Here is a 26,669-nt window from a genome sequence, read left to right on the forward strand (position 1 = left end):
TCGGTCGCGGGCGAGCGCGACGCTGGATGACGCCGCCCATGCCCGGATTCACGACGACTTTGTTACTCCCCGCACCCCTCCCGAGTGATTAGGATGAAACCATGAACCGATCAGCCGCCAAAATCGTACGTGAATATGGACCCTTTCCGGGTGTCGACAGTGTGCATGGCGTCACGTACGACGGTCAGCACGTCTGGATTGCCACCGGAGACAAGCTGAACGCCTTCGATCCCGCGAGCGGAGAAACGCAGCGCGCGATCGATATCACCGCGCAGGCAGGAACGGCCTTCGACGGCCAGCACCTTTTCCAGATCGCCGGTGATCACATCCAGAAGATCGATCCGGATACCGGCCATGTGCTCGCCACGATTCCGGCGCCCGGCGGCGGCGGTAACTCAGGGCTCACGTGGGCTGAAGGAACGCTCTGGGTGGGACGGTATCGTGACCGGAAGATCCATCAGGTCGATCCCCAAACCGGCGCGATTCTTCGCACCATCGAATCCAACCGCTTCGTCACCGGGGTGACCTGGAACGAAGGCGAACTCTGGCACGGCACCTGGGAAGATGATGAGAGCGAATTGAGGCGAATCGATCCCCGTACGGGAGAAGTCCTGGAGAGCCTCGAGATGCCGACCGGCACATACGTGTCAGGGCTCGAATCCGATGGCCACGGTCAGTTCTTCTGCGGCGGCGGAACCAGCGGGAAGGTGAGAGCCGTACGCCGGCCAGGGCAGGACACCGGGGTTCCCGCCGAGGTCGAGTCTACGAGCGAGTAGTCGAATCTGGGTGGTCCCGCTAGGGAATGCCGGCGGCGTTTCGCGCAGGTTGAGGCGGCTGGCCCCCTTCGTCCATGCGCAGCAGCCGTCCCGCATTCGCGATCACAATGAAGGTGCCCAGGTTGTGCAAAAGGGCAACCCAGACAGCGCTGAGCACACCGGTTGCAGCCAGCGCGATCACGGCGAGCGGCGCTAACGCAACATCCCGGCGACGATGCTCCACGGCACATGCGCCGTGTTTGCACCGGTGCGCGGTGTGAAGAACCACAGACGCGTGGCGCGGAAGTGATGGACAGCGTCCCGTGGACAACAGCGATGCTCCGCGAGCCGCAATTTAGTGCGCCGGGATAGGAAACTCAAGGTTATCCAGCATTGTCACGCCGGGAATCCTCGCGCGTTGCACGCGTAAGCGAAAACGCACGATCGGACAAGCAACCGCAGAAAAGCGATGAACGCATTCACCAGAAGACGTGATCCGCGGCAGCCGTCATGTCGTTAGATTAATTAATGGCTGAAGCGACGGATTCCCGCGAGTCGCTCCGTTAAAGAAGCTGGAGCACAACGTTCGCGAGTCACGAGCAGCCTGACGGCACTGAAAGCCGGCGCGGCAAACCCGGCAACCGTGATGTGGCAGCCAACGTTACTGCAACCCGGTTTGCCGGCCCATGCGTTCGATTTCCTTACCATGACAACTCAAATACTGGTCGTTGACGACGATGTCGAACTACTTGGCTCGTTGGCCGACTTTCTCGGACGAGAGGGTATGGCGGTATCCGTTCTGCATGAGATGCGATCGCTCGGGGAACAGATCGAGCGGAAGCCGCCCGATCTGATTGTCCTCGACCAGATCATGCACGGCGTGAATGGCCTCGCAGCGCTGACCAAACTACGCGCCGCCGGCAACACGGTCCCCGTGATTCTGGCCTCCGGGCCCGACGACATGGACCGGATCGTAGGACTCGAAATGGGCGCCGACGACTGCATCGGCAAGCCCTTCAATCCTCGCGAGCTTCTTGCGCGCATGCGGGCCGTATTGCGGCGACGAACCATGTCCGCGTCGGCCGCCGCACGGGCCGAACCCGAAGTCGTCGGAATCGGCCCGTTCACGCTGGACCTTCAGTTGCGAACGCTCAACGTGGAGAACAAACGGGTCACGCTATCAGGGGGAGAGTTCGCGCTGCTTAAGATCTTCGTCAACAACCCGATGCGGACACTTACCCGGGAGCGCTTGCTCGAGTTACTGCACGGCCCGGAAGACGATCATACCGACCGAGGGGTCGACGTCCAGGTGTGGCGGTTGCGCAGGCTACTCGAGGCAAACCCCTCCTCTCCGCGGTTCATCCAGACCGTCCGCAGTCATGGTTACGTATTCGTGCCTGACGGCGCGCAACCTTGAGCGGATGTGGACAAGGCGTTCAAGGCGCTGCATTATCCATGCTGGCTGTTAGACAGTTAGACACCCCCAGCGGCGCGGCAAGGCCCGCGCTTCACGTGACAAACTTCGCGGCGCCGTCTGCCAGTATTGACAACGCTGCCGTCTCGACGCTTTCTCCGCGTCGATTGCGCGTGGCACAGACCTGGCGAGCAGCGCCGAACGAGAGAGGCGAACAATGCCCAGGCACAACCCAGCGCTTCATCGCAATGAAAAACCCGCAATGACACCGGGTCGCCGGCGGCTTCTCATCGCCGGCGCGATACTGCTGATGGCTCTGCTAGGTTGGGGAATAGCGGTGATACTCGAACCCGCCTTCCGGCACACGATCGTCATCACAACCGGCGCAGACAACGGCATCTATCACGGCTTTGCAGATCGCTATGCGCCCATCCTGAAGCGTGACGGCATCAAGCTCGATATCCGCAGTTCGTCCGGTTCGAGCGAAAACTATCAGCGCTTGACGGACCCGAACAGCGACTACGAGGTGGGCTTTATTCAGTCCGGCACCACGCACCCGAAAGACACCGACCAACTGAAGACAATCGCCGCCGTCTCCTATGAACCGATCTGGGTGTTCTACCGCGGCGCGTCCACCATCAACCGGCTGGCAGAACTACGCGGCAAGAGAGTGTCAATCGGTGTTCCTGGCAGCGGCCTGCTGAACGTCTCCCAGGTATTGCTCGGGTATAGCGGCGTCAAACGGGACAATACGACGTTGCTCGAAATGGACGCAACCCAGGCCTACCAGGCGCTCGAAAATGGGCAACTGGATGCTGCTTTCTTCATCGGCAGACCCGATGCGCCCATGCAGACAACGCTACTGAACAGCGATCTCAAACTGATGAGTTTTGCGCAGGCCGATGCACTGGTGCAGAAATTCCCATCGCTATCCAAGGTTATTTTCCCGCGTGCCGCGACCAGCATCGCCAACGATCTGCCGCAAACCGACGTCACGCTACTCGCCGCCACCGCGTTGCTCGTCGCCAAAGACACGCTGCACCCCGCGCTGGTTTACCTGCTGCTGGACGCGGCCAAAACCGTCCATGGCGGCGAAGATTACTTCACGCCGCTTGGCGTTTTTCCGAATCTGAACACCGAGGAATTTCCTCTTTCCGGAGAGAGCGAGCGTTACTTCAAAACCGGGCGCCCTTTCCTGCAGCGTTACCTGCCATTCTGGCTGGCCAGTTTTATCGAACGACGTCTATTGATCCTGCTCCCCTTCATGGCTTTACTGCTGGGGCTGCTACAGGCGCTGCCGCGCATGGCGGCGGCGCGGATAAAGAAACGCCTGGTGGTCTGGTATCGCGAGATCAAAGCGCTCGAAGATGAGATATGGGAAAACAGCCATCCCACCCCGGACCAGATTGCGCAATGGCGGGACGAGATCGAGCACATCGACGCGCATGCCAACCAGATCCGAATGCCGCAGCGGTATTTTCAGGACGTCTACGCGCTCAAACAGGCGATTGGCGTAGTTCGGGATCGAATTTCCCGCGTAGCAAGGGAGCAATAGCGGCGCAGTGAGGGTGTGACTACGGCTCGGGCGCAGAGGTCCTGGCATAGCGAAGCGAAGCACCGTGTTGTCTCCGAACTGAGCACGGCTCCCTCACGCACGGATCAACATCAGCCCGCCGGCGCGGCGGCATCGTCGACGATCGGCTGCCGGGCCATGAACCAGTAGAACAACGCCGCACATCCGGCAATGATGCCGCCGGAGATGAATGCGAGCGCATAGGAGCCGGTGCGGTCGACGATAAAGCCCGCGACGACGGGCGAGAACGCCCCACCGAAATAGCCGCCGAAATTCTGGATCGCGCTCACCGACGCAATCATCGACGACGGCGCGATATCCGCCGCGAGCGCCCATGCCGAGCCGACCACAGCCGCAATGAAGGCGAGGCCGACGGTGAACAGCACGAGTGTCACGCTGAGCGCATGGGTGAACGGTAACGCGATCGCGCACACAGCCGCGCCTGCCGAGCAGCACGCGATCAATAGCCGCTTCGCATCGATCGCCGACGCGAGATGGCGATCGACGATCTTCTTCGCCAGATAGCCGACCGCGATTTCACCCAGCGCGCCGCCAGCCCAGGGAATGCCCGCGACCACGCCAAGTTGCGCAAACGAGATGTGAAAACGGTCGAGTAAATAGAGCGGCAAGAACACCAGGAAAATGTTCCAGAGCCAGATTGTGCAAAAGTAGCCGAGGATCATGCCCCACATGCTGCGGCGGCCGAACAGCGAACGCCATTTGAGTGAGGAGGCCGCGAGCGACCGTTCGTGACCGCCGCCGCCCGCTTCGATGTAGGCGAACTCGTCCTTCGAGAGACGTTTGCTGTCGACCGGATTGCGATACAGCAACAGGAACAGGAGTGCGAATGCGATCCCAACCGCGCCGGTGACATGAAATAGCGAGCGCCAGCCGAACGCAACCATTAACGCAACCAGCATCGCAGGCGCGAGTGCCGGTCCCCACTTGGACGACGAATCCCAAACGCCAGTCGCGAAGCCTCGTTCCTTGGCCGGAAACCACGCCGCGGTAATTTTCGCCGAAGTCGGCCAGCACGGTGCCTCGCCCACCGCGAGCAACGCACGCATCACGAGCAAGCCGGAGATCGAACCCACTACGCCCGTCAGCCAGGTCGCAACACTCCACCAGATCATGCCGAGCGCATACGCACGCTTCGCGCCGAAACGGTCGATCACCCAGCCTGCAGGTAATTGCATTACCGCATAGGTCCACGCGAACACGCTCCCCAGCAGACCAATCTGCGTGCGTGTCAGACCAAGCTCGTGAATCATTCCTGGCGCGGCGATCGAAAGACTTGCGCGGTCCATATAGTTGATGATCCCGCCGACCATCAGCCAGATCAGGACGTGCCAGCGAAAATTGAAACGAGCGGGTGGCGCCGCAGCGGCCGATACGGGAATGATGTCGTTGTCCAAATCGTGTCTCCGTCCTGATGGCCTTAGGTGGCCATTCATCATCGTCAGTGGCGTCTTTTAGCGCTGCGCAACGCGATGCTCGTTTGCACGCACCGAGCGACAAGTGTACGGACGTGCATGCACCGACTCCAATGAGGAAACCGGATGGGCCGATAGCGTTTACGTTATCGGCGCAGGCTTGTAGAGACGAAAGCCGGGCGCGGCGTTACTCTGCTTACCTTGGCTATGCAGGGCGCAGCATGAGCTTCTGTACTCGCCAGTTAAGAAGCTCGGCGACATACAGCACATTCTCCGACGGACAGGCCATTTGGTGAATCCAGCCAAACTGCTTCAGTTGCTTGCCGGATTGACCCAGCACGCCAAGCAGTTTCCCTTCGAGCGTCAGTTTGTAGATACGTCCCGGAAACGCATCGGAACTGTAAAGCACCTGATTCGGGCCCGGAGAAATGCAGATCGCCCAAGGCGAGCCTGGCGCAAAAGTGCCGGCGGCTATCGTGGCTTCGTCCGGCACGTTGCCGATTGCGGGTTGAGCGCCGGGCGGCACGGGTACGTCGATAGTGAACTGCCGCTGGAAATTGCCTTCGCCATCGAAAACCTGAATGCGACGGTTGCTGCGATCGGCAACGTAGACGAGACCTTTCGCATCCACGGCGATGCTGTGTGGCGTATGGAACTGACCCGGACCGGTCCCACGGTCGCCCCACGATTTGAGCCAGTTGCCGTCCTTGTCGACTTTCGCCACTCGGGAGTTGATGTACCCGTCGCTGATATAGGTGTTGTCCGCGCTGTCCCACGCGACGTCGGTGACTTGCCTGAAGCGTCCGGGCTCCGAGGGTAAAGGCGGATTCGGATGCTTGAGCGGACCGGTTTCCTCATCTGCCGCCTCCTGCTTGCGGCCAAAAACCATGGCTACGCGTCCTTCCGGGGTGAACTTGATCACCATGTCGGAACCCTTGTCGGTCACCCAGATATTGTCGTGCCGGTCGACCTTGACCGTGTGTGCGAACGACCAGGCATACAGGTTGTGACCGATTTCGCGGACGAAGCGACCGTCCGGCGCGAACTCGAGAAGCTGGGCCGCGGCCGCGCCGTAGGCCGGGCCGATCGAGTTGCCGCGCGAGAGCACAAAAATATGCCCCTTCGAGTTGAAGCTCACGCCGGAGCACTCGCCGAGATAGATATCGTTTGGGAGACGCAGCAGATTGGGAACCGACTCGTAAGCGATGCTCGGGACAGAGTCCGCGTAGGCGAGACCGGGGAAGAGAGCAAGCGCCGCAGCGCTTTCGGCCGCCAGAGTGAGAAAGCGGCGCCGGCTAAAAACAGCGCTCTGGGAATCGCTACAGCAAAGACAGGAGTACGACTGCTGGTCGTTCATTGGCTTGCCTCCCTTTCGCTCGCTGTGCGGGACAGCGACGTTGTCGGTTTTCGCGCCGATGTACACGGCAGGTCCGAATAACTGGCGCAGTAGGTCTTACACGCGGAGGATACACCGAGTGGGTTTGGCTGATCGCTTCAGGCTAACCAAGTCCAGGAAGATGCACACGCAGATTCCCGGCATGCATAAGATCACGCGTACTATCCCGACTATCCGGTTCACCGGCCGTACTCAACGGCCGCAACCGCCACGCGCCGCGCTTCACTCGAGGTGATATCCATGCTCAGAAATGTTTCGCAAGCAAGCTTCGCAACCATCGCCGTATCCATGCTAGCCGCGTGTGCAATGCCGCCCGCCAGTCCGTCGAGTGCATCCATCGACCCACCCCAAGCCGAGCGCGTGATGACACTCGCAGCATCCGGCGTGCAGAGCTATTCGTGTGAGTTCGACGCGCAGCATCGTCTGGGATGGGTATTCAAGAGTCCGCAAGCAACGCTCTACGACGCGAGCGGCCACGGTGCGGTCCGGCACGGCGCGGGGCCGTCCTGGGAAGCGGAAGACGGCAGCCGGATCGTGGGCCGCGTGCTTGCCCAGCAGCCTAGCGAAACACGGGCGAGCATACCGCAGCTGTTGCTCGAAACGCATAGCGTATCCGGTAGCGGCACCCTTTCAGCGGTGCGGTATGTGCAGCGCGTGCACACCGTCGGCGGGTTAGCACCAACGGCACCGTGTTCGACGGAACATGAAGCCGGAAGCTCGCCCTATCTCGCGGACTACGTGTTCTACCGGTAGCAGCCCACGCTGCGCGTCGCGCGCTTACTTCATGTTGGGCTGGTTCGGTGGCGGCAGCGCCGGATCGAGTTTCGCCGACTCTTTGACTAGCTGGTCAGTCATGGCAGCCGCAACCGGATTCAAGCCCTGCTGATGGTATGCGTCTTTACGGCTAGGCTGGACCGGCGCCGGGGGCGGCAATGCCGGATCGAGTCCAGCGGACGCTTTGACCAGCTCATCCGTGATCGCGGACGCGACCGGATTCAAGCCATGACGATGCAAACTGTCACCCCGGCCGTCGGTTCGCGGGATTGGGTCGGTCTTCGATTCAACGTAACCATGAACGGCAACCGGTTCGCGTGGTCGCGTGCTCGGTCGCGGCACTGGCTCGATACCTTTCGCTGGCGGCGAGTCGGATGCCGTCACCACTGCCCCGCTCGTAGACTGCCCGGAGCCAGTCGCCGCGTTGCCGGAGAGAGGCGCTGCGCCGACCACGCTTCCCGCGGTCACATGGGTGTCACCCAATTGTGGGGAATTCGCGGCCAATTCCACTGAGCCGTTTGTGGTGACGTCGGCTTCGGCCGTCGAGCGATGGTTTTTTTGTAATAGTAAAAAAGCGCCGAATACCAGCTCGACGAAAAGCACTACGACGATCAATGATGTGCGTACATTCCTCATATTAACCAACGATTCGTTCAATCGAGATGATTGGATTGATGACAGCCGGTCGCCCGGAGAACACGTCAAACGGCAGATTCGCAGTCTGAGCCTGCGATGGGTTGATGTGGGGATGACTGCGTAGTCCGCGTACATTGCTCGCCCAGCGGCAATGGTCCGGGGATTCACTCCGCCGCACGGCACTGGGCATCCTTCGTATGCTAATGCGAAAAAACAATCTGTGGTGAACGGCCGCGAAATCCGGGCGGGATGGTCCAAACGCGGTGGACTTTCTCTACGCCCGCGGCCACGGGGGACTACAGCGCGAAGCTATGAAACATTCGCCTCGGAAAGGCAATTTTCTCGTCCGGAGTTGTCGGCTTTTTGTCGGCAACGAGCTAGTTCTCCTTGCGATCGACACGGGCATCGATTCATCCGATGATCCACGCGCGGTGTGGCGCAGAGACGGCGCGATCCTCCCGCGTCGCGCCTTCAGATAGCGTCTTCGCCCGTTCCGGCAACAAGCCGAGCGGCCAGAAAGTCGATCAGTGTGCGAATGCGCCGCGGAACCGTGCGCGCCGCCGTCCACACCAGATGCACAGGGACGGGCTCAGGCTCGAACGAATCCAGCACCGTCACCACTTGCCCGGCATCGAGCAGTGTCTGCACCTGAAAGATCGGTGCCCGACCGATGCCCGCTCCGGCTGCAGCCGCCGCATTGCACGCTAGCGCGCTTGTGGACCGGAAACGCCCCGTGACCTCAACAGCGCCCCCTGCCCGATTGAATGTCCACGTCTCACGCTGGCCGTGCTGGCGCAGGATGCAGTCGTGTGCGGCAAGTTCGGACGGATGCGCCGGGTAGCCGCGCGCGGCGAAATAGTCCGGTGTGCCGAACACCACCCGCCGCAAAGTGCCCACCTGTTTCGCGCGTAAGCTCGAATCCGGCAGACGTCCCAGGCGGACGGCGAGATCGATGTCCGCTTTCGCAAGATCGAGATGCTGCTCGGCAAGCACGAGTTCGGCCCTGACATACTCGTGAATCGCCAAAAACTTCGCCAGAATCGGCGAGACGAATTCAGCACCGAATGCCGTTGGCGCACCGACACGAATACTGCCGCGCAACTGCGTGACCAGGTCGACGAGTTCGTCACGTGCTGCGTTGATTTCTCCCAGCGCAGGTCGAATGCGCGCGGCGAATTTCAGGCATGCCGCAGTTGGTTGCACACGGCGTGTCGTTCGGTGGAACAAGGTCACGTTCAATTCACGCTCGAGCGCCGCGATGGCGCGGCTCACCGACTGTAACGTCCGGCCCAGCGATCGCGCCGCCGCTGTCAGACTTCCTTCGTCAAGAATCGCTAACAGCACCTCGTATTCGTCTTTGTTCATGCGCGTGATTCTCTCGTTTTTTGGAAGAATGTCTGACGCCTCGCGCAGCTATGCGGGAGCTAATCGTCGCCTTACATTCTAGCCATGTTGATATCCAACCGGTTCCAAAGGAGGTGACGAATGACCCAACGAAACGAGAATGGTATGCCCATGAAATACAGCGACCGGTTCAATCTCGCCGATGCACGCCAGGTCGCGCGCGCGGCAGAGGAGGAGGCCATGCGTCAAGGCTGGCCTATGGTGATAGCAGTCGTGGATAGCGGCGGTCACCTGGTGCTTCAGCAGCGGCTCGATGGCGCGCAACTCGGTAGTAACGACGTCGCGCGACAAAAGGCCGAAACAGCCGTGCTATTCCGGCGTCCCACGCGCGTTTTCGAAGATGCAATCGCGCAAGGCGGCCTCCATCTGCGCCTGCTCGGCATGAATAATCTTGTACCGCTGGATGGGGGCATTCCGTTGATTCGCGACGGCGCCGTGGTCGGCGCGATAGGTGTCTCGGGAATGCGTTCCGACCAGGACGCGCAGGTCGCCCAGGCCGGCGCGGATGCGCTCCCGCTGGCAGAGCCGGCTACCGGCGGTTAAGGTTTGCCTTTGAGGGTAAATGGCGCCAACAGTGACTGTACGTCGACCTGTTGCCCCTGAAGCAGAAGTAGCCTCGCGTGAAGCACCGTGTTCTCGAGAACAAGTTTGGCGGTGCTCAGCAGATACAGGGCGTGAATGTCGGAGATCGACATGTTGCCTGCTTCGACCAGGTGGTGGCGCTCGACGAGTGAACTCATGACAAGGCGCCTGAGTTCCTGCTCTCCAAATGGAAGGTCCGCGTAGTCGATCGGGTCGTCGGCTTCGACTTCCCGCAGCAGCTCCACCAGCGTTTCAGTGCTCACGTTCATGTGCAGGCTCCACGTTGTCGTTTAAGACCAGCATAGCCAAACAGAGTCACCAGCACTCACAGCCTACCGCTTCTGTTCGTGTGAGTCCAGCCTGGGCGAAACGGACTGTCGTGCGCAAGCACGGCAGTCGCGAAGGCTGAAATAGCGTTGCGCTTACGCTCGCCGTTTCTTCTTCAACTCAATCGTTTCGAACAACTCATAGTTCTGCGTCGGGGTCTGGTCCGCCCCCGGCGCGTGATAGTAGTTCATCGTAACCGTGGTCTCGCCACCCGCACGTCCCGGGTCATGATCGAACACCGCGATACCGTAGCCCGTCCCGGTATCCCGTTGCGCCGACCAGACTGCATCTTCAACAGCATCCGCACTGAACCGCGAAACGGCTCTGCGGCGACGACAGGACCCAGCCGGTATTGGGCGTCGCGAGATCGCCGTAGCTCGTCCAGCGAAATGGCGCACGGCCACGGGGCGCAGTGCGGAAGCTCGCGGTAAAGGGTTGAGCCGCGTTGCTGTCGTTGTCGGCGCCGGCGACGCCCACGACACGGTGACTTCACTCGTCGGATCGTTGCCTCAGGTCAGATGGACCTGCTCCGGCGTGCCGTCGGGCGCACTGTTCGCGGCCCGCGCCGCCGACGCGAGTGTGCCCGCGGCGGTTGCCAGGCTCGATGCGCCGGCAAACTTCAAAAACCCGCGCCGCGAGACGATGCTGGCGCCCTGATCGGTCGGTAAATCTTTAGCGATTTTCTTGTTCGACATGTCTGGTGTTTTTCTATGGGGGTGGAAGGTCGCCAATGCGGACGGCGGGCTCACGGTGCGACGTGGGCCGCGATTGCCGTGCCGGACCAGGGCGCGACAGAAGTGATGGGGCATCCTAGTCATGAAGCTATGACAGCCAGATGAAATGACCGGACGTGGCAAGATGCCAGCCTGCTTTTTCAGGCGCGGCTGCTTCACGTCGTTGCCGTACATCGCACCGCCCGGCCGCCCTGATCGCTCAATAGACGCCTGAGGCGAAAGCCACCCACGCGGCATAGAAAAACCAGCATGACGCCCGAAATCAAGGCATCGCAACTGGCTTGCCGATCACGCCGAAATCCCCTATTCGGCAGCCCCATTCATTAAGGGGCTGCATCCCCCACCCCGTCGCCGTGTAAACTGCTGACTTTTTTGACTCTGGTGGTATGGTGCAAGCCCCACAGCGCACAGCTTTCAGTGGCCCGGCGCTCATTCGTTTACTTGCTCGCCTGACGGACGTCGACGTTCCCGAATCCAGCCAATCGCTCTCGGACCGGCTAAGCCAATGGCTGGGCTGGACCGACGCGATCGCGTTGTCCTCGGCGCTGAACAACAATCCGCCCGCGGTCGCCGCCGGCGCGCGAGCCTTCGGCGAAGCTGAAGAGAGCGAATGCGCCCGTGTGCGCGCGTCGTTGGCGAGCGCCATCGTCGGCGATAGCGTGTTTGGGGCCGCGAGGCGTCGCGGACCGGCGGCGCAAACGCTCCCCCAGGGGGCGCCCGTGGATGCGCCGGTCGACTACGCGGTTTTTCGTCAGCGCTACCTCGCCATGCAACAGTCGATGGAGACAGGTGTCGGCAACCTGCGCGGTCGTCTGCGGGCAATGTTGGCCGCCAAAACGCCCGCCATGGCCCGGCTCGCGGTGGTGGACGCCGTGATGGAGCGAGCGCTCAGCGAGCGCGAGCGGAGTCTGCTGGCCGCCGTGCCTGGGTTGCTCGCAGGGCACTTCGAGCGCTTGCGTCAGGCGGAGCAACAGACGCTGACCGTCGCCGACGCACCAGCGGAGGATGCCGAAAAAGCCACAGCCGCCACGCCCGGCGCATGGCTGGACGCGTTCCGCAAGGATATGCAGAGCGTGTTGCTGGCCGAACTGGATGTTCGTTTACAACCGGTCGAAGGATTGCTCGCAGCCCTTCGCACCCGCTAACTGGGACACTATGTCCAGATATCTCAATCTTGTCGTTTTTCTGTTAGGTCTGGCCGCGGTGTGCTGGATCGGTGCCGGCTACGTCGGCTCGAATCCGTTGGCGTTCGCGGTCACGATGTTGATTGGCGCCTGCTACGTGGCGGGCGCGCTCGAACTGCGACGCTACAGCCAGGCCACGTCCACGCTGACGCGGGCGGTCACGGGCCTGTCCGCGCCGCCGCCCAGCCTGGGCGCCTGGCTTGACGCGTTGCATCCCAGCCTGCGCAATGCGGCGCGCCTGCGCGTCGAGGGTGAGCGTGTGGCCTTGCCAGGCCCGGCGCTGACCCCGTATCTGGTCGGCCTGCTCGTGTTGCTGGGCATGCTCGGGACGCTCCTCGGCATGGTCGCGACTCTGCGAGGCACCGGCATGGCGCTGGAAAGCGCGACGGACCTGCAGGCCATCCGTGCGTCGCTCGCCGCGCCGGTCAAGGGACTGGGCTTTGCCTTCGGCACCTCGATTGCGGGTGTGGCCACATCCGCGATGCTGGGACTGCTTTCGGCGTTGAGCCGTCGCGAGCGGATCGATGCCGCGCAGATGCTCGACGTGAAGATCGCGACGACATTGCGCATCTACTCGCAGACGCATCAGCGTGAGGAAAGCTTCAAGCTCCTGCAGCGGCAGGCCGAGATGATGCCCACGCTGGTCGATCGTCTGCAGACGATGATGGCGGTCATCGAGCAGCAGAGTCTCGCCTTGAACGAGCGGCAGATCGCCAGCCAGGACGCCTTCCATGGCAAAGCCGAAGCCGCCTACACGCGCCTCGCTTCCTCCGTGGAGCAGTCGTTGAAGGAGAGCGTCGCCGAAAGCACCCGCGCCGCCAGCGCGGCGCTGCAACCGGTCATGGAAGCCACGATGGCGGGTCTCGCGCGCGAGACGGCCTCGATGCACGACACCGTCACGCACGCTGTGCAGCGTCAACTGGACGGGCTCTCGACCGGATTCGAAGCCACCACCACCACCGTAGCGGACATCTGGAACAAAGCACTTGAGGGACACCGGCAATCGAGCGCGGCGCTCACCCAACATCTGAGCACGTCGCTGGATCGATTCACCGAGACCTTCGAACAACGCTCGGCCGGTCTGCTAGAAGGTGTCTCCGCGCGCCTGGACGCGACGGCGGGCAGCGTGTCGGCAGCATGGAACGAAGCCCTGTCGCGGCAAGAACAGGTCGGCGAGAAGCTGGCGGGCCACAATCAACAAGCCTTGGCTGCTGCCGCGGCGACCTTCGAGCAGCACTCGGCGTCGCTGCTACACGCGGTCGGACAGTCGCATACGGACTTGCAGGCGGCATTGGCCGCGCGGGACCAGCAACGGTTGACGGCCTGGACCGAGACGCTCGGTTCGATGGCCACCGCGTTGAGCAAGGAATGGGAGCAGGCGGGTACGCGTAGCGCGAGCCGGCAGCAGGAGATCTGCGACACGCTGGCGCAAACCGCGCGCGACATCGGCGCCCAGACACAAGCACACGCGAGCAGCACAATCGCCGAGATCGCCCAACTCGTGCAAGCCGCGTCGGAAGCGCCCAAGGCCGCAGCGGAAGTCGTCGCCGAACTGCGTCAGAAACTCTCCGACAGCATGGTCCGCGACACCGCGATGCTGGAGGAACGCAGCCGCCTGCTGGCGACGCTCGAAACCCTGCTCGATGCCGTGAACCATGCCTCCACCGAGCAACGTTCAGCCGTCGACGCGCTAGTCGCCACGTCGGCCGATCTGCTGGATCGTGTCGGCACGCGCTTCACCGATCAGGTCGAGCTTGAGACCGGGAAGCTGGGTGCGGTTGCGGCGCAGGTCACCGGCAGCGCCGTCGAAGTGGCAAGTCTCGGCGAAGCATTCGGTGCATCTGTTCAGTTGTTCGGCGAGTCGAACACCACGCTGATCGCGCACCTGCAGCGTATCGAAGCCGCGCTGGACAAATCCCTCGCGCGCAGCGACGAGCAGTTGGCCTATTACGTGGCGCAGGCGAGAGAAGTGATCGACCTGAGCATGATGTCTCAGAAGCAGATCGTCGAAGACCTGCAACAGCTCGCGGGCAAGCGGGCGGCCGCGGGAGCTGAAGCGGCATGAGTGAGGAAATCGACGGCGGCGTGGAGACGGCGGCGCCTATATGGCCCGTCTTCGGCGACCTGATGTCCGTGCTGCTGGGCGCTTTCGTGTTGATCCTGGTGGGCGTCATCGGCGTGCAACTCGAACTTTCGACCAGGCTTGAGCAAGAGGTCAAGCAGCGTCAGATGGAAACGCAGCGGCGCAAGACCCTGGAGCAGGCGCTGGCAGGACCGCTGGCGGCGGGCCGGGTGACCTTGGTTAACGGACGCATCGGCATCAACGGCAGCGTGTTGTTCGCACTGAACTCCGATCAATTGCAACCCGAAGGCCGGGATGTCTTGAAGAGCCTCGCGGGGCCGCTGTCCGCTTACCTCAAAGCCAATGACGAGATCCTGATGGTGAGCGGTTTTACCGATGACCGGCAGGTGCGGGAAGCTAACCGTCGCTTTGCCGACAACTGGGAACTGTCGGCCCAGCGTGCGCTGACGGTGACCCGTGCGTTGATCGATGAAGGCGTTCCTTCCTCGTCTGTATTTGCGGCTGCGTTCGGTTCCCAGCAACCCGTCAGCTCGAATGCCGACGACCAGGGCCGGGCCAGAAACCGGCGCGTGGAAATAGCACCAGTCCCGAGGCCTTCGACCGCGACGGTGAAGTCCGGTGAGTAGTGTGACTGGTGCGAGCAATGGGGCTAGCGGTGTGACAAGCGACGCCCGGGCAACGCTCGACGCATGGCGCGAGCGCGGCGCCGATCGTCTGGATCCCATCCGCTTTCATTTCATCGAAGCGCTCGATCGGCGGGCAGCCGGTCACGGCGGCGAGGCGCGACGCCTGCTGGACGACAGGCTGTCCAAACTGATCGAGGCTTATGCCGGCGATCTCGAACGTGCTGTGTCCGAGGCTGGCACCGATACCGATACCAGCGCCAGCGCCAGCGCCAGCGCCAGCGCAGCAGCATCATCTGGCGAAACCGCTCGCGGCGCACTGGCCGAACTGGTCGACTACATCGCCCATGCGCCAGCCGACGGAAACAGCCCCGCAGCGGGTAACGCCGCACCCCGCCGCCCCTCTTATCCGGAACTGGAGGCGCTCGACTACTTCAGGGACACCTGGTCTAAGGCTCGCTCCGAGAAACAGTTGCGGCAATCGCTAAAGAAAGCACCCGATAACGCCGGTCCGCTCAACTCGAGCAGCCTCGTGCATCGGTCGCTCTCGCTGATGCGCGAACTGTCGCCTGGATATCTCCAACAGTTCCTGTCGTACGTCGACGCCTTGTCGTGGATGGAGCAGATGAACGGCGGGGGCACCTCGCCAGCTAAAGATGCACCTCGCCCCACAAGCGCCAGAAAAAGTCCCCGGAGCAAATCGCGCTAGCGCGGTGGGGACGGATCAGTCGAAGCTTCAGCCATCACAGTCCGACCAGAAACAATCTTTCGGTCTGCGTCGTTTTCACGCCCCATATGCGTCTCCCCGCAAGCTTTCCACCATCGCAAACCTGTTACATCAAATGGCTGGAGTGGCGGCGCTCCGGGATGATGTCGAAGGTTTTCGCCGAGCTTGGCATGAGCGAGCAGCTAGAACATTGATCGTTCGGCGCGATGACGGCAGGATAAAAACGCGCCGCCAAGTTCGTCGGCCGCATGCGCGGTTGACGTTAGATTGGTGGTGCGGTTCGGCATCTACCCAGCCGTGCGCCAATGCCTGATCCTGCGATTTAGCGGCTCGGAATAAAGCCGTGCGATGCCGACGCTCAACGCTGCCGACAGCACCAAAAACCCAGCCAATAACAGTAGTTTCGCGTCACCGTCTACAACGCGCGGCGGCCACATGGTCCGCATCGCACCAAGCACGATGAGATGGAACAGGTAAAGCTCATAGCTAAGACGCCCGAACCACTCGAGGCCCAGCAGAACGCGGACGCCTCCAATGGCAGGCGTGGTCGGTCGACAGTACGCACCCAGCAATAACACAGCAGTGCCTAACGCCATTCCCGTCACACCGAGGACGTTGGTGTCTCCAATAGGCCCAACCAGGTACAGAAACGCCATGGCAATCACCGCGACGCATTGCAGGAGCGTTGCCGCGCGACCGCGCAGCGCTATCCGTTTCGCGAGCACGGCCGTACAGCAACCTATAGCGATGCCGTCGAACGAAGCAAAATAAGCGTAGAGAAAGCCGCCTTCGTCGCCCTGATGGGCGAGGCGATAAAACGGGCCGATGATGATGATCGCCGCCCAGAAGACCAGCAGGTGCGACTCCCGCTTCAGGACAAGGCAGAGAATCGGGAAGAACAGGTAAAACACCTCCTCCACCGACAAAGACCACAACACACCCAACGGATAATTGACCCACCCGCGCAAGCTGACGAGCACATTCATCCAGAAGGTAAGCGACGCCAGATTGACGAGCCAGAAAGACACCGGTGTGCCGGCCGGCGCGTGATTCTGGAAGATGGCGACGCCCGCCAGCGCGAGCAGATTGACCGCGCCGAGCAACAACAGCAGACACGGAATGATCCGCGCGACACGCAATCGATAAAATGCCCGCGCATCGATGCCGCTAAGACCGGACCAACGACGATCCGCGTTCGACGTAATCAGATAGCCCGAGATGACGAAGAACATCGTCACCCCATAATTACCGTTTCGCGCAACGGCGCGCACCGCTTCCCAACCGAATGTTTTCGCCAGCCACGTGTCGTTCAGACGGTACGCGATGTTGAAGTGATGAAACAGGACAAGAAGAATCGAGACGCCGCGGATCACATCGATCCGCGAGTTGCGCTGGCCAACCGTCATCATGTCCGATCCGAAGTCCACTTCACGAATGCAGCACCGACCTCCCGCAAGACAGCCTCCCGAGCGGGCATGCCAAGGGCCGGCGCATCGTAATAGGCGGCGATGAGAAGCGGCGCGCGTTGCGGTGGGCGCACGATCGCATAGTCGTTGGTTTCTTCTTCTACGCTTGTTCCGGGTCGGTCACCCGCTATCCAGTCCGGCGGTAAAGCCGCGCGGAGCCGGTTCAAACCCGGCTTGCTGGCAATCATCCAGTTTTCCAGTTGCGCACGCGATTGGGGACTCAGCACGTTCCCCAGCAAAATTTTGCTAGCCAACTTCGTGATCGATCGAGGTGTCGTGGTGTCGAGCACCCCGCTATATTTGTTCGACTCGGGTTCGTACCGATCGGAGCGGGTAACGGTATCGCCGAGACCGCGAACAAATTGCGTGAGACCGGCGGGACCACCCGCGCTTTTCATCAATAACACGGCCGCCGTGTTGTCGCTCACTTCGACGATGGCCTGGCACAACGCGCCGACCGACATCGCGCCTTCTGCGAGGTGTGCCTTCGTCACCGGCGACGTGAAGATGAGGTCTTTCTCGGTGTATCGCACAAGGCGGCCAAGATCCTCTTTGCCGGCGTCCACGCGGAATAGCACCTGTGCGACGAGCAGTCCCTTAAAGGTGCTGCACATCAGAAAGCGCTCGTCAGCGCGATGCGCCAGGGTTCGGCCTGAACCGGTATCGATAGCGAACACACCAAGGCGTCCACCATTGCGGCGTTCGATGTCGGCTAACGGGGATGCATTTGCGGCCAGCGTGGGTGTGGCGCCAAGGCTAAGGAGTATGGGCAACCCGAGCGTCAAGCTCCGGCGTGTTGCAGAGATGGTCAAAGAATCGTCCTCAAATTCAATTCGCTCACGAGGACCACGCGATGGATGGCTAAGGTCAGGAATATCGCGCTGCTATCTGACATCCGGCCGACTGGTTTCCATGGTTGCGTTGCGGCAGGCGCCGGTCCGGGCTCAACATAAAAACCGGGTCAGCCCTGCGTAGGGCTGGCCCGCTCACTGCGCAAAAAAATCACGTCTGAGGATTCGCGTCGTCTGTGGTTTGAGCATTGTCGGCGTCGTCCTGCTTCTCGCCGTCTTTTTTTTGCACCAACGACTCCAATGCACCGGCGCCTTCAAAACCCGCAACCGCTGCAACGCCCTTTGTGAGCAGACCTGCATCCGGATCGACTTTTTCTGCTGCTTCAACGGCTGCTACTGCCCCAGCGATCTTGCCTACTTCGTCCAAGAGCCCCATTTCGCCATCCGCGAGAAAAAGTGAAATGCCATCCTCTCACGAACTCAAGGCCTTGTCGTCAAATGTAAAATTGACTTACCAGTTTGCCGCCGACCCGAAATGACATTGAAAGAAATCGCTCATACGCACGCTTAAATCGCCTTCGTCACCGGCGCGGTTGCAGCCGGATCGGTAATGCTGGCGTGGCCCGTTTCCACATGACCCGCAATGCGCCGTAACCAGCCGGCATTGCCCGCGACCATCAATTGAAAGTCGTACCACTGGCTGCTGCATGACAGATCCCAGTGTGCCTCCGTTGGCCACGTCATAACAGGTCACTACATCCGCCTTTGCCGCAGCATCCGCACTCGACGAGCCCGCGAAGCGCCGGAAATAGCCGTTCGGGCCGTAGACGTTCACCATGTAGTTGCCGTTCGCGTCGAATGCCCACGTATCGGTCAACTGCTTGCCGGCTTCGACGGTATAGCGACGCGGCATCGCGGTCGGGTCGCCCGTGTACACCCAGAAATGCGCGCCCTGTGTGCCGGTGTTCGCCAACGTCAGCGCATACCCTTGCGATTGCAACTGCCCGTTCACGTGCAATTCATACGGTAGCGCACGCGCGGGCCGCGTACCTGACTCCTGCCCCGCCACCAGTTGCTGTGCGGTGCTCGCCGGTGCGGCTTGCGCGGTGGAACGCGCGCATTGCAGATCGGCTTGTGCGACGTAGGTTTGCGTACTCGGCAGCGACGGCACGGTCGAATCGGACTTCGAAAAATCGAGCGCCGCGGAAAGGTCGCCACATACAGCACGCCGCCACGGCGAGATATTGGTTTCGATTACGCCAAACCGTTTTTCGATGAATTGAAGCACCGACGTGTGATCGAAAACCTGCGAGCACACGAAACCACCCTTCGACCAGGGCGACACGACAGGCCGCGGATGCGCTGCGCCTTGACGTTCGGATTGCTCGTGTCGTAGCGGAACGGCGCGATGACTTTCGCTAGTGTCGTGTTTAAAAGCAGGTGGACTGCTTTTGACCGCTAGCGCCTGGGTGGCTGCGGGTTATTCGCCGGATTGGTATCGAACCGGGCAACGCTTCTGATGCCATCGTCACTGACGAGTGCCTGCAGTTCGGCTTCCAGCACGTCGGCGATTTCCTTGCCGTATATCTCGTAGCCATTCACGTAGACAGTGAACGACTGCAAGTACTTCGCCTTTTTCTCCGGGTTCTCGATCGTCTGCCGGGTCCATTGATAAAGCGGATAGTTTTCCGGACCCTGCTTTTCCGCTTCGCTCACGTAGTCGGCGAAAGCGTCGAATTGACACTTCAAGGTCGCGTTGTGTCTGCTCAAAACATCACGAAGCGCCGCATGTGAAGCACTCGCCGGCTCTGCACGCAGATCGTTTGCAAGGTCAGGCGAGACGGCGATTCTTAGCTGGAATTGCCATGTGGGTTCCATGTCTACCTCGGTATCAGTTTCGCTGTACGCACGGGTGAAATCTGCACGCTGATCGGGCCGAATGGCGCGGGCAAAAGCTCATTGCTCAATGTGATCAACGGTGCCTATCAACTGCAGCACGGCAGCCTACATTTCGATGACCACGTCTCTTACTGCTCGACGAACCGATGGCCGGCATGAAATGCGGACGAAAAACATGCAATGGCCGGGCGTTAGCTTTTTACTGGCGGAGCAAAATGCGGCGATCGCGTTGCGGTACGCACAGTCCTGGTATGTGCTCGAAGGCGGCCGCGTGGTTGCGCATAGGAACGCCGACGTGTTGCTGAAACTGGATGCGTTGCGCGATGCCTATCTTGGGCGTGGCAAGTCGGCCACAAGTGGCACGCGTCGGGGATCACGCCACGCTGCGCCATTACCGGCCGACTAACGCTGCAGACACCTTAACGGTTCAGCGCTGCTGCTCAAGCCTTATCCACGGAAAGCGCAGCAAGCCCTTTTTCGAAGTGCGGGATCTCCTCCCCCCTGACCGGCTTGCCGAGAAGAAAACCCTGAGCATGTGTGCATCCGCAGACGCGCACAAAATTCAGCTGCTCCTGCGTTTCGATGCCTTCCGCCGTGGTCGGCATACCGATCTCTCGCGCCAAAGCCACAATCCCGCGAACCATGGCAGCGGATTCGCGCCGATACACGGATTCTTTCACGAACGAACTGTCGATCTTGAGCTTGTCGAATGAGAAGTGCACGAGCGTCGACATGGTGGAAAAACCGGTACCGAAGTCGTCGAGCGCCAGGCCGATTCCCAACGCGCGAAGCTTTTCGATGTTGTGCCGGGTGACGATATCGTCGCTCAACAACACCGTTTCCGTGACTTCGATATTCAGACGCGCTGGCGGCAATCCCGTTTTGCCAAGTATCCCAGCGACCGTCGACGCGAACGACTCCTCCCGCAATTGCACCGGCGACACATTCACGGCGACGCTCACTGCATCACGCCAGGTGGCAGCTTCCGTGCACGACTGCAGCAAGACCCACCCGCCGAGGGCGAGGATGAGCCCGGTACGTTCGGCAGTGGGGATAAATGCGGAGGGAGAAAGCTCGCCGCGGGTCGGGTGCGTCCAGCGAAGGAGTGCCTCGCGGCCGGAAATCGTGTAGTCGCTGAGATCGACGATCGGCTGGTACTCCATGCGCAAATCGCTGTAAGACTGCATCGCGCCTTCCAGATCGCTACGCAGGAGACTTAAACTTTCATCGGATGCATGCGTGGCCGCATCGAAGATAGCGAACGCGCTTTTGCCGCTGCGTTTGACAGCGTACAACGCGCGGTCCGCGCAAATCAGCAGTTGCGGCCCTGTATTGGCGTGCTCCGGATAGAGCGAGATGCCCACGCTCGCACCGATATGTACCAACGCCTCGCTCAACACAAAAGGACGCGCCAGCGTTTTGACGATACGTTCAGCCAGCAAACGAACGTCGCGGGTGGACGCCGTGCCGTCCGAAATGGCGACGAACTCGTCGCCGGCCAGACGTCCGACAAGGTCACCCGCCGGCAGCACTTCACGCAATCGAGTCGCTGCCTCCTGAAGAATCTGATCGCCGGCGGCGTGACCCAGGCTGTCATTGATCGCCTTGAAACCGTCGAGATCGATCAGTAGAACCGCGAATAAATGATCCTGCCGTAACGAGCCTGCCGCCGTGCGCTCCAACAGAAGTTCGGTAATGCGAGCGCGGTTGGGTAGACCCGTGAGACTGTCCTGGTGAGCGAGCCGGTGACTGCTTTCCCGCGCCAGCAGTAATGCAACAGTGTCGCGATTACTGCGCAATGCCACAGTGAAGAAACCGGCCGCACAAAACGGCGCCTGAAACAGCAGTACGAGTTTGCCGGAGCCGGGAGAAAGCGCCGCCCCCCAACCCAACAGCCCGAGAATGAGCGAAATCTGCAGAAGCGCGAGCCGGGGTGTGCCTGCATTGCGTCCGGCTAATCCGCCGATCACGCCCACTGCGCAAACGTTGCCGAGCAGAAACAGCGTCTGGTTTCCGCTGGTATTGCACAAGAAACTGCCGAACCCGAATAAGACGGCCCAGAGAAGGCTCGCAAGGAGGAAGGCTGAGGTTGGGGTCGGCAGATTCTGGGCGCTGCGCCGGCAGCACAGCCAGATCAACGCAAGACGCGCAATCAGTAGCGCGACCACGGCGCTGCCCCACCACGCGTAAAGGGCTCTTGGGTATAGGTAATAGGCGGTCGCGCAGACACTGATTTCGCAGATCGACGCAAACACGATCGATGCGGTTCGCGTGAACAGGTTGGCAAGCAATACTTGCCGGTTGTCGGCACTCAGGTTCTGAGCGGAGGACACCACCCACTTGAAAAATGGAGACCTTGGTTCGCTGAAAGCCATGACCTGCACATTTTCACTGGTTAGTGGATCGAATCGGACGCGCTTCGCGATTATTACGTAAACACAAAACAAAATGTCCAAAGCAACCCCACAGCGCTGCTTTGGACGCCATCACGTATGTTTATCAACAATGTTGTGCCGAATCCCGGTCGAAGCTGAGGGCATCTCTTTCACTGTCCACGAGAACAGGTTTCGGGCGTGTCAGTGTTTTCCTTTCGTGATCTGGCAGCTATGCGCGTGACTTCCCCGACGTCACCCCGCCAAATAACCGGATCAAGGCTTCATAGTCGACCGGCTTGGTCAGATGATGGTCGAACCCGGCCTCGGCCGATCTGAGGTGATCCGACGGCAGTCCATATCCGGTAACGGCTACCAGAGTCGTCTTTCGACTGGAGTCGGATTCACGTAGCGTTCTCGCGACCTCGTAACCATCCATGCCGGGGAGTCCGATATCGAGAAGTACGACGTCAGGGCTGAAAGTTGCCGCCGCGCTGATTCCCGAAACACCATCCAGGCAGGTCTCGACCTCGTGGCCTTCATTCGCCAGAAGCATTGCGAGGGCCTCACTCGCGTCGGCGTTGTCGTCAATAATGAGAATCCGCTTCGGTCGCACGGCAACCGGTTCTGGCTGCGAATTGACCTGTTCCCCGAAAACGGCTCCCGGAACGAGCGGCAGATTGACAACGAACTCACTGCCGGTCCGGCCGTCGCTAATGGCCCGAACCGAGCCGCCGTGCAACTCGACCAGCCTCCGCGCCACGGACAGGCCGACGCCCAGGCCAGTCTGGCGCTGACTATCGGACACGGGGCCCTGGACAAACATGTCAAAAAGGCTCCCGAGCATCGTGGACGGAATACCTCTCCCGTTGTCCTTGATGCTGAGCGATAGCCGATGAGCCATTCTGGTCGCCCGCACTTGTATTGACCCACCCGGCGCGGTGTATTTCGCCGCATTGATCACAATGTTCTCGAGGACCTGCGACAGGCGTGTCGGGTCCGCGTTTAGCCATATAGGTTCTTCCGGCAGCGAGACGGACAGCGTATGACGACGCTCATCGACGATCGGCTGACAAACTTCGATGGCACTCTGGACGATTGTTCCAAGCAAAACCGTCTGTCGATTCAACTCGATATTGCCACTCGTTATCCGGGTGATATCGAGCATGTCGTTCACGAGATGCATCATCGCGCGACCTTGCCTCTGTATAACGCCAGCGGCCCAGTCCTTCTGCGAATCTGCAACCGTTTCCGACGCAAGCAGATTTCCGGCAGAAACCAGCGCTGCAAGCGGATTCCGCAGTTCATGGCCGAGCATGGCCAGAAATTCGTTTTTTCGCCGGTCGGCGACCGCCAGCTGTTCGGCACGCTCGCGAAGGTGGGCATTGCTCACGCTGCGGTTGACGAGATCGCGCTCGGTTGATGCCACGGCAATCGCGTTGCCTCCGTCGTCCGTCAGAACCGACAGCGTAAGCCATATGTCGACCACGCGACCGCTCTTTGTTACCCGCTGCGTCTCGTAGGAATGCAGCGCCTCGTTGTGCTCAGCATGGTGGACGAAGTCAAGTTGATCCTGCCTGGCACCGCGTGGCATCAGATCGGAAACAGTCATGCGCAGCGCTTCGGTCTCGCTGTAGCCGTACATCGCGGTTGCAGCCTTGTTCCAGGCGAGAAAGCGGCCTTTGAGGTCGAATACCGTTACCGCGTCGTTCGAATCCTGAACCACTGCGGCAAGGCGCCGGGCGTGTTCGTCGGACAGCTTGAGATGGGTGATATCGGTCCAGGTCACCACGACGCCCGCAGGCAGCGCTTCGCGTATCGCGATATACGGCGTAACGCGGCGAACATACCATTCTGCAGTCGCGGTTTCGATCTCCTTCTCGACCTGCTGGTCTACGCCCATCAGTATCCGGTCGACCTCTGCCGGCAACGCGTCGCCGAGCGGGTTGCCGAGGACCTCAACGATCCTGCGTCCGATGTCAGGCGGTGCCAGTCCTAAAATCCTTGCCGCGCTGGGGGTAAACCGTTTAATCAGACCATGCCTGTCAAGAAGCAGCGTCGCGATTTCCGTGCTGGCCAGCAGATTCGTGACGTCCTCGTTGAGGACCTCCAGCTGGTGGACCTTCTGCTCAAGTTGAGAATTGAGGACATTCAGCTGCTCATTGACCGCCTGCAGTTCCTCTTTCGACGTTTCGAGCTCTTCGTTTGCGGAGCGCAACTCCTCATTCATCGAAAGGATTTCTTCGTTCGATACCCGCAATTCGCTATTGCTCTCTTCCAGTTCCTCGATCGTGCTGCCGAGCTCCACCTGCGTCGTGCGAAGCTCGCTCTCGAGGTGCCAGAGGTCGGAATCCGCGCCGGAGGGCACTGTCGATACGGGCCGGTCGGCCGTCGGCAACCTGGCAAAGATGACAAGCAATGCCTTGCCGGCATGCGTCGTGTCGAACGGTCGCGTCACCGTGATTTTTACCGCAGGTGCACCACCGTCAGCTACGACTTCACTGACCGGCGAGGCGGCCTGATCCTGAGTCGCCCGGCGCAATACGATTCGCAGCTTCAGGCGCAGGCCTTCGCGCGCCATGTCCAGAATGTTGCCGGTCGGCTCACCTGCCGGTTGCGTCAGGTATTCGTCCGTCGATCCGCTCACGTAGAGCACCTGGTGGGCGGAATTGATCAGCACCGATGCGGCATCGTGCTCTTCGAGTAGCGTGGCGTTGACCAGCTCCGCGTAACCCTTGCTGCGGACACCGACGCGGCTAGCGGGCGGGAATTCCTCGCGGCGTGCCGTTCTTGCGGAAAACCGATAGCCAGTGGGTGCCGGGGCGACGGCCGGACTGCGTTGGTAAATACGCCAGGCCCTCGATACTTCCTGGAACTGGGTGGAATCGGGATCGGTGCTTTCTGATCGCCCGAGAAACAGATAGCGTTTCGGATTGAGCGCGAAGTGAAATAGCTCGAATACCCGCTGCTGGGCCTCCGGCTCGAGGTAGATCAGCAGGTTCCGGCAACTGATCAGATCGACCCGGGAAAAGGGCGGATCAGCAATCAGGTTCTGCGGGGTGAACAGAACCGTTTCGCGAACTTCCTGCCGGATCTGGAATCCGTCGTTGTGCACCTGAAAGAATCTCTCGAGCCGCGCTTCACCCACCGACGATGCCACGCTGGCTGAATAGATGCCTTGCCGTGCGCGGCCCAACGCCTGGCGGTTCACGTCAGAGGCGAGAATCATGAACGGTCGAGTCGACCGATGCTTCTCGATCTCCTCGGTCAGCAGCATGGCCATCGAATACGCCTCTTCGCCGGTCGCGCAGCCCGGCACCCATACACGAACCGGCTGCTCGCTCTGCGGCTCCTCCAGCAGAACGCTCAGCACGCGTTCGGACAGCGCGGTCCATGCATCCGGATCGCGGAAAAACTCTGTGACGCCAATCATCATGTCCAGGCTAAGCGCCTGAGCCTCCTCGACCGAGGCTTTCAGGGCGTCGCAATACGCATCAAGACTATCAATCCGGTTGACAGCCATGCGGCGGGCAATACGACGCTGAAGCGTCCCCCGCTTGTAGCCCCTGAAATCCGATCCGGCAGCCGCAAGCGCTCTGAGCACCGGTTCAAGATCGACCGGCTGCGTGAAATCAACGTCGGTCCGTAACGTCCCGGGCCTGGATCGTGTGAGGTAATCGAACAGGGCAACAGGCATGTTTTCGACCGGGAGCACGTAGTCCACCAACCCTGTTGCGATCGCATGACCCGGCATTGCGCTGTGCTCGGCCGTCTCAGGCGTTTGCGCCATTACCATGCCGCCCTCGGCCTTGATCGCTCTCAGGCCCGCTGAACCGTCCGCGTTCGCGCCAGTGAGTACGATCCCGATGGCGCGATCGTGCTGATCAGCAGCCAGCGACGTGAAGAACTCGTCGATCGGCATGGGGATTGCTGGTCGCTCAACGGCGACCCGCAGTCTGAACGTGTCCTGCTTGATAACGACGGATACCCCCGGCGGGATAACATAGACGTGCCCCCCGCGCAATATTGCGCCGTCCTCGATTGTTGACACGGGTAAAGGCGTGTCCTTGGCCAGCAACCCTGGGAGATGGCTCTCGGCGCCCGGAGCCAGGTGGACCACGATCACGAAGGCAACGTCGTTCGGAATTGCGGAAGCCGCCCTGAAAAACAGGCTTAGCGCGTGAAGAGCGCCGGCCGAAGCGCCAATCGCAACTATGCGGGGAGCGACGGCCGCCTCTGGCGCAGCAGATGTGTTATTGGAATCATTCATGGCGCACCGCTGAAGACTGCTGGAACGCCAGTGTAGCGCCTATTACGCCGCCACTGAGCGGGCTTCTGGAGGAGGGGTGTTCGCGTCTATCGCCGGGTGTCGCCGGGTGTCGCAAATGGGCTATATGTTCGACGCATCATGCCCGGAACCTCGAATATCTGTTCAATATCCGAAGTCGGCGAAGCGATGTGGTGTAGTGTGGTTTCCTGACGGTCTGCGAGGGATC

24 protein-coding genes and 3 pseudogenes are annotated in these 26,669 nt (G+C 60.9%); 11 read left to right on the forward strand and 16 right to left on the reverse strand.

Features of this window, described 5'->3' with window-relative positions; all coding sequences use genetic code 11:
- Positions 1-101: 101 nt before the first annotated feature.
- Entirely contained in the window at positions 102-776 is a 675-nt protein-coding gene (locus tag VFE81_RS08610) for a glutaminyl-peptide cyclotransferase (protein WP_325044193.1), read from the forward strand.
- Positions 777-795: 19 nt separating this feature from the next.
- Here the strand turns inward: VFE81_RS08610 and VFE81_RS08615 are convergent, their stop codons facing one another.
- A complete protein-coding gene (locus tag VFE81_RS08615; protein WP_325044194.1) occupies positions 796-999 on the reverse strand; it encodes a hypothetical protein in 204 nt (67 codons plus the stop codon).
- Positions 1,000-1,461: 462 nt separating this feature from the next.
- Between VFE81_RS08615 and VFE81_RS08620 the strand changes: the two genes are divergently transcribed.
- Positions 1,462-2,172, forward strand: coding sequence for a response regulator (locus VFE81_RS08620; RefSeq protein ID WP_325044221.1), 711 nt, complete (start codon positions 1,462-1,464; stop codon positions 2,170-2,172).
- Positions 2,173-2,431: 259 nt separating this feature from the next.
- Positions 2,432-3,724: a TAXI family TRAP transporter solute-binding subunit gene (locus VFE81_RS08625; RefSeq protein WP_325044195.1), complete on the forward strand. Its 1,293-nt coding sequence runs from the start codon at positions 2,432-2,434 to the stop codon at positions 3,722-3,724.
- 110 nt (positions 3,725-3,834) lie between these two features.
- On the opposite strand, the gene VFE81_RS08630 is transcribed toward VFE81_RS08625, so the two are convergent.
- The 3 genes from VFE81_RS08630 to VFE81_RS08640 form a co-directional block, all read right to left on the reverse strand.
- A complete protein-coding gene (locus VFE81_RS08630; RefSeq protein WP_325044196.1) occupies positions 3,835-5,157 on the reverse strand; it encodes an MFS transporter in 1,323 nt (440 codons plus the stop codon).
- 223 nt (positions 5,158-5,380) lie between these two features.
- Positions 5,381-6,532 (reverse strand): peptidyl-alpha-hydroxyglycine alpha-amidating lyase family protein, encoded by a 1,152-nt coding sequence (locus VFE81_RS08635; RefSeq protein ID WP_325044197.1) that lies wholly within the window; start codon positions 6,530-6,532, stop codon positions 5,381-5,383.
- Between the two features lie 218 nt (positions 6,533-6,750).
- Positions 6,751-6,909 carry a hypothetical protein gene (locus VFE81_RS08640; protein WP_325044226.1) on the reverse strand — a complete coding sequence of 53 codons (159 nt, stop codon included), beginning with the start codon at positions 6,907-6,909 and terminating at the stop codon, positions 6,751-6,753.
- Here VFE81_RS08640 and VFE81_RS08645 point away from each other — a divergent pair.
- A complete protein-coding gene (locus VFE81_RS08645; protein WP_414695567.1) occupies positions 6,860-7,324 on the forward strand; it encodes a DUF3455 domain-containing protein in 465 nt (154 codons plus the stop codon). The genes VFE81_RS08640 and VFE81_RS08645 overlap by 50 nt on opposite strands.
- Positions 7,325-7,348: 24 nt before the next feature.
- Here VFE81_RS08645 and VFE81_RS08650 read toward each other — a convergent pair whose 3' ends face one another.
- Positions 7,349-7,960 carry a hypothetical protein gene (locus VFE81_RS08650; RefSeq protein ID WP_325044198.1) on the reverse strand — a complete coding sequence of 204 codons (612 nt, stop codon included), beginning with the start codon at positions 7,958-7,960 and terminating at the stop codon, positions 7,349-7,351.
- A gap of 492 nt (positions 7,961-8,452) precedes the next feature.
- Positions 8,453-9,346: a LysR family transcriptional regulator gene (locus VFE81_RS08655; RefSeq protein ID WP_325044199.1), complete on the reverse strand. Its 894-nt coding sequence runs from the start codon at positions 9,344-9,346 to the stop codon at positions 8,453-8,455.
- A 120-nt stretch (positions 9,347-9,466) separates the two neighbouring features.
- Between VFE81_RS08655 and VFE81_RS08660 the strand changes: the two genes are divergently transcribed.
- Entirely contained in the window at positions 9,467-9,928 is a 462-nt protein-coding gene (locus tag VFE81_RS08660; protein WP_325044200.1) for a heme-binding protein, read from the forward strand.
- On the opposite strand, the gene VFE81_RS08665 is transcribed toward VFE81_RS08660, so the two are convergent.
- The 3 genes and pseudogenes from VFE81_RS08665 to VFE81_RS28965 form a co-directional block, all read right to left on the reverse strand.
- Entirely contained in the window at positions 9,925-10,236 is a 312-nt protein-coding gene (locus tag VFE81_RS08665; protein WP_325044201.1) for a hypothetical protein, read from the reverse strand. The two genes, VFE81_RS08660 and VFE81_RS08665, sit on opposite strands and share 4 nt — an antisense overlap.
- 153 nt (positions 10,237-10,389) lie before the next feature.
- A pseudogene (locus tag VFE81_RS28960) lies at positions 10,390-10,608 on the reverse strand (serine/threonine protein phosphatase); the annotation flags it as partial.
- A pseudogene (locus VFE81_RS28965) lies at positions 10,601-10,989 on the reverse strand (fibronectin type III domain-containing protein); the annotation flags it as partial. The pseudogenes VFE81_RS28960 and VFE81_RS28965, both read right to left, overlap by 8 nt.
- 425 nt (positions 10,990-11,414) lie before the next feature.
- Here VFE81_RS28965 and VFE81_RS08675 point away from each other — a divergent pair.
- Genes VFE81_RS08675 through VFE81_RS08690 form a run of 4 tightly spaced genes read left to right on the forward strand, consistent with a single transcriptional unit; the run spans position 11,415 to position 15,627 of the window.
- Positions 11,415-12,173 carry a DUF3348 domain-containing protein gene (locus VFE81_RS08675; protein WP_325044202.1) on the forward strand — a complete coding sequence of 253 codons (759 nt, stop codon included), beginning with the start codon at positions 11,415-11,417 and terminating at the stop codon, positions 12,171-12,173.
- A gap of 10 nt (positions 12,174-12,183) precedes the next feature.
- Positions 12,184-14,277 carry a DUF802 domain-containing protein gene (locus VFE81_RS08680; protein WP_325044203.1) on the forward strand — a complete coding sequence of 698 codons (2,094 nt, stop codon included), beginning with the start codon at positions 12,184-12,186 and terminating at the stop codon, positions 14,275-14,277.
- Positions 14,274-14,921, forward strand: a complete 648-nt coding sequence (locus VFE81_RS08685; protein ID WP_325044204.1) for an OmpA family protein — start codon at positions 14,274-14,276, stop codon at positions 14,919-14,921. The genes VFE81_RS08680 and VFE81_RS08685 overlap by 4 nt, the downstream gene beginning before the upstream one ends.
- Complete coding sequence (locus VFE81_RS08690) at positions 14,914-15,627, forward strand: DUF2894 domain-containing protein (RefSeq protein ID WP_325044205.1); 714 nt, start codon at positions 14,914-14,916, stop codon at positions 15,625-15,627. Before VFE81_RS08685 ends, VFE81_RS08690 begins: the two co-directional genes overlap by 8 nt.
- Before the next feature lie 305 nt (positions 15,628-15,932).
- Here the strand turns inward: VFE81_RS08690 and VFE81_RS08695 are convergent, their stop codons facing one another.
- The 5 genes and pseudogenes from VFE81_RS08695 to VFE81_RS08715 all read right to left on the reverse strand — a co-directional run bounded on the left by VFE81_RS08695 (position 15,933) and on the right by VFE81_RS08715 (position 19,780).
- Entirely contained in the window at positions 15,933-17,051 is a 1,119-nt protein-coding gene (locus VFE81_RS08695) for an acyltransferase (RefSeq protein ID WP_325044223.1), read from the reverse strand.
- Positions 17,051-17,923 (reverse strand): class A beta-lactamase, encoded by an 873-nt coding sequence (gene bla, locus VFE81_RS08700; protein ID WP_325044206.1) that lies wholly within the window; start codon positions 17,921-17,923, stop codon positions 17,051-17,053. The genes VFE81_RS08695 and bla overlap by 1 nt, the downstream gene beginning before the upstream one ends.
- A gap of 190 nt (positions 17,924-18,113) precedes the next feature.
- On the reverse strand, positions 18,114-18,338 hold the full coding sequence (locus VFE81_RS08705) for a hypothetical protein (protein WP_325044207.1): 225 nt from the start codon (positions 18,336-18,338) through the stop codon (positions 18,114-18,116).
- 131 nt (positions 18,339-18,469) lie between these two features.
- Positions 18,470-19,271: pseudogene (locus tag VFE81_RS08710) on the reverse strand (phospholipase domain-containing protein); the annotation flags it as partial.
- Between the two features lie 89 nt (positions 19,272-19,360).
- The gene (locus VFE81_RS08715; protein ID WP_325044208.1) at positions 19,361-19,780 is read right to left on the reverse strand and encodes a hypothetical protein; all 420 of its coding nucleotides are present in this window, start codon (positions 19,778-19,780) and stop codon (positions 19,361-19,363) included.
- Here VFE81_RS08715 and VFE81_RS28970 point away from each other — a divergent pair.
- The gene (locus VFE81_RS28970) at positions 19,763-19,960 is read left to right on the forward strand and encodes an ATP-binding cassette domain-containing protein (RefSeq protein WP_414695566.1); all 198 of its coding nucleotides are present in this window, start codon (positions 19,763-19,765) and stop codon (positions 19,958-19,960) included. The two genes, VFE81_RS08715 and VFE81_RS28970, sit on opposite strands and share 18 nt — an antisense overlap.
- A 16-nt stretch (positions 19,961-19,976) precedes the next feature.
- Positions 19,977-20,207, forward strand: coding sequence for a hypothetical protein (locus tag VFE81_RS08725; protein WP_325044209.1), 231 nt, complete (start codon positions 19,977-19,979; stop codon positions 20,205-20,207).
- 34 nt (positions 20,208-20,241) lie between these two features.
- Here VFE81_RS08725 and VFE81_RS08730 read toward each other — a convergent pair whose 3' ends face one another.
- Together VFE81_RS08730 and VFE81_RS08735 are read right to left on the reverse strand one after the other, a co-directional pair.
- Complete coding sequence (locus VFE81_RS08730) at positions 20,242-22,176, reverse strand: putative bifunctional diguanylate cyclase/phosphodiesterase (protein ID WP_325044210.1); 1,935 nt, start codon at positions 22,174-22,176, stop codon at positions 20,242-20,244.
- Positions 22,177-22,405: 229 nt separating this feature from the next.
- On the reverse strand, positions 22,406-26,443 hold the full coding sequence (locus tag VFE81_RS08735) for a CheR family methyltransferase (protein ID WP_325044211.1): 4,038 nt from the start codon (positions 26,441-26,443) through the stop codon (positions 22,406-22,408).
- Positions 26,444-26,669: the final 226 nt, after the last annotated feature.

It is taken from the genome of Paraburkholderia sp., from assembly GCF_035656215.1.
Classification (GTDB): Bacteria; Pseudomonadota; Gammaproteobacteria; order Burkholderiales; family Burkholderiaceae; genus Paraburkholderia.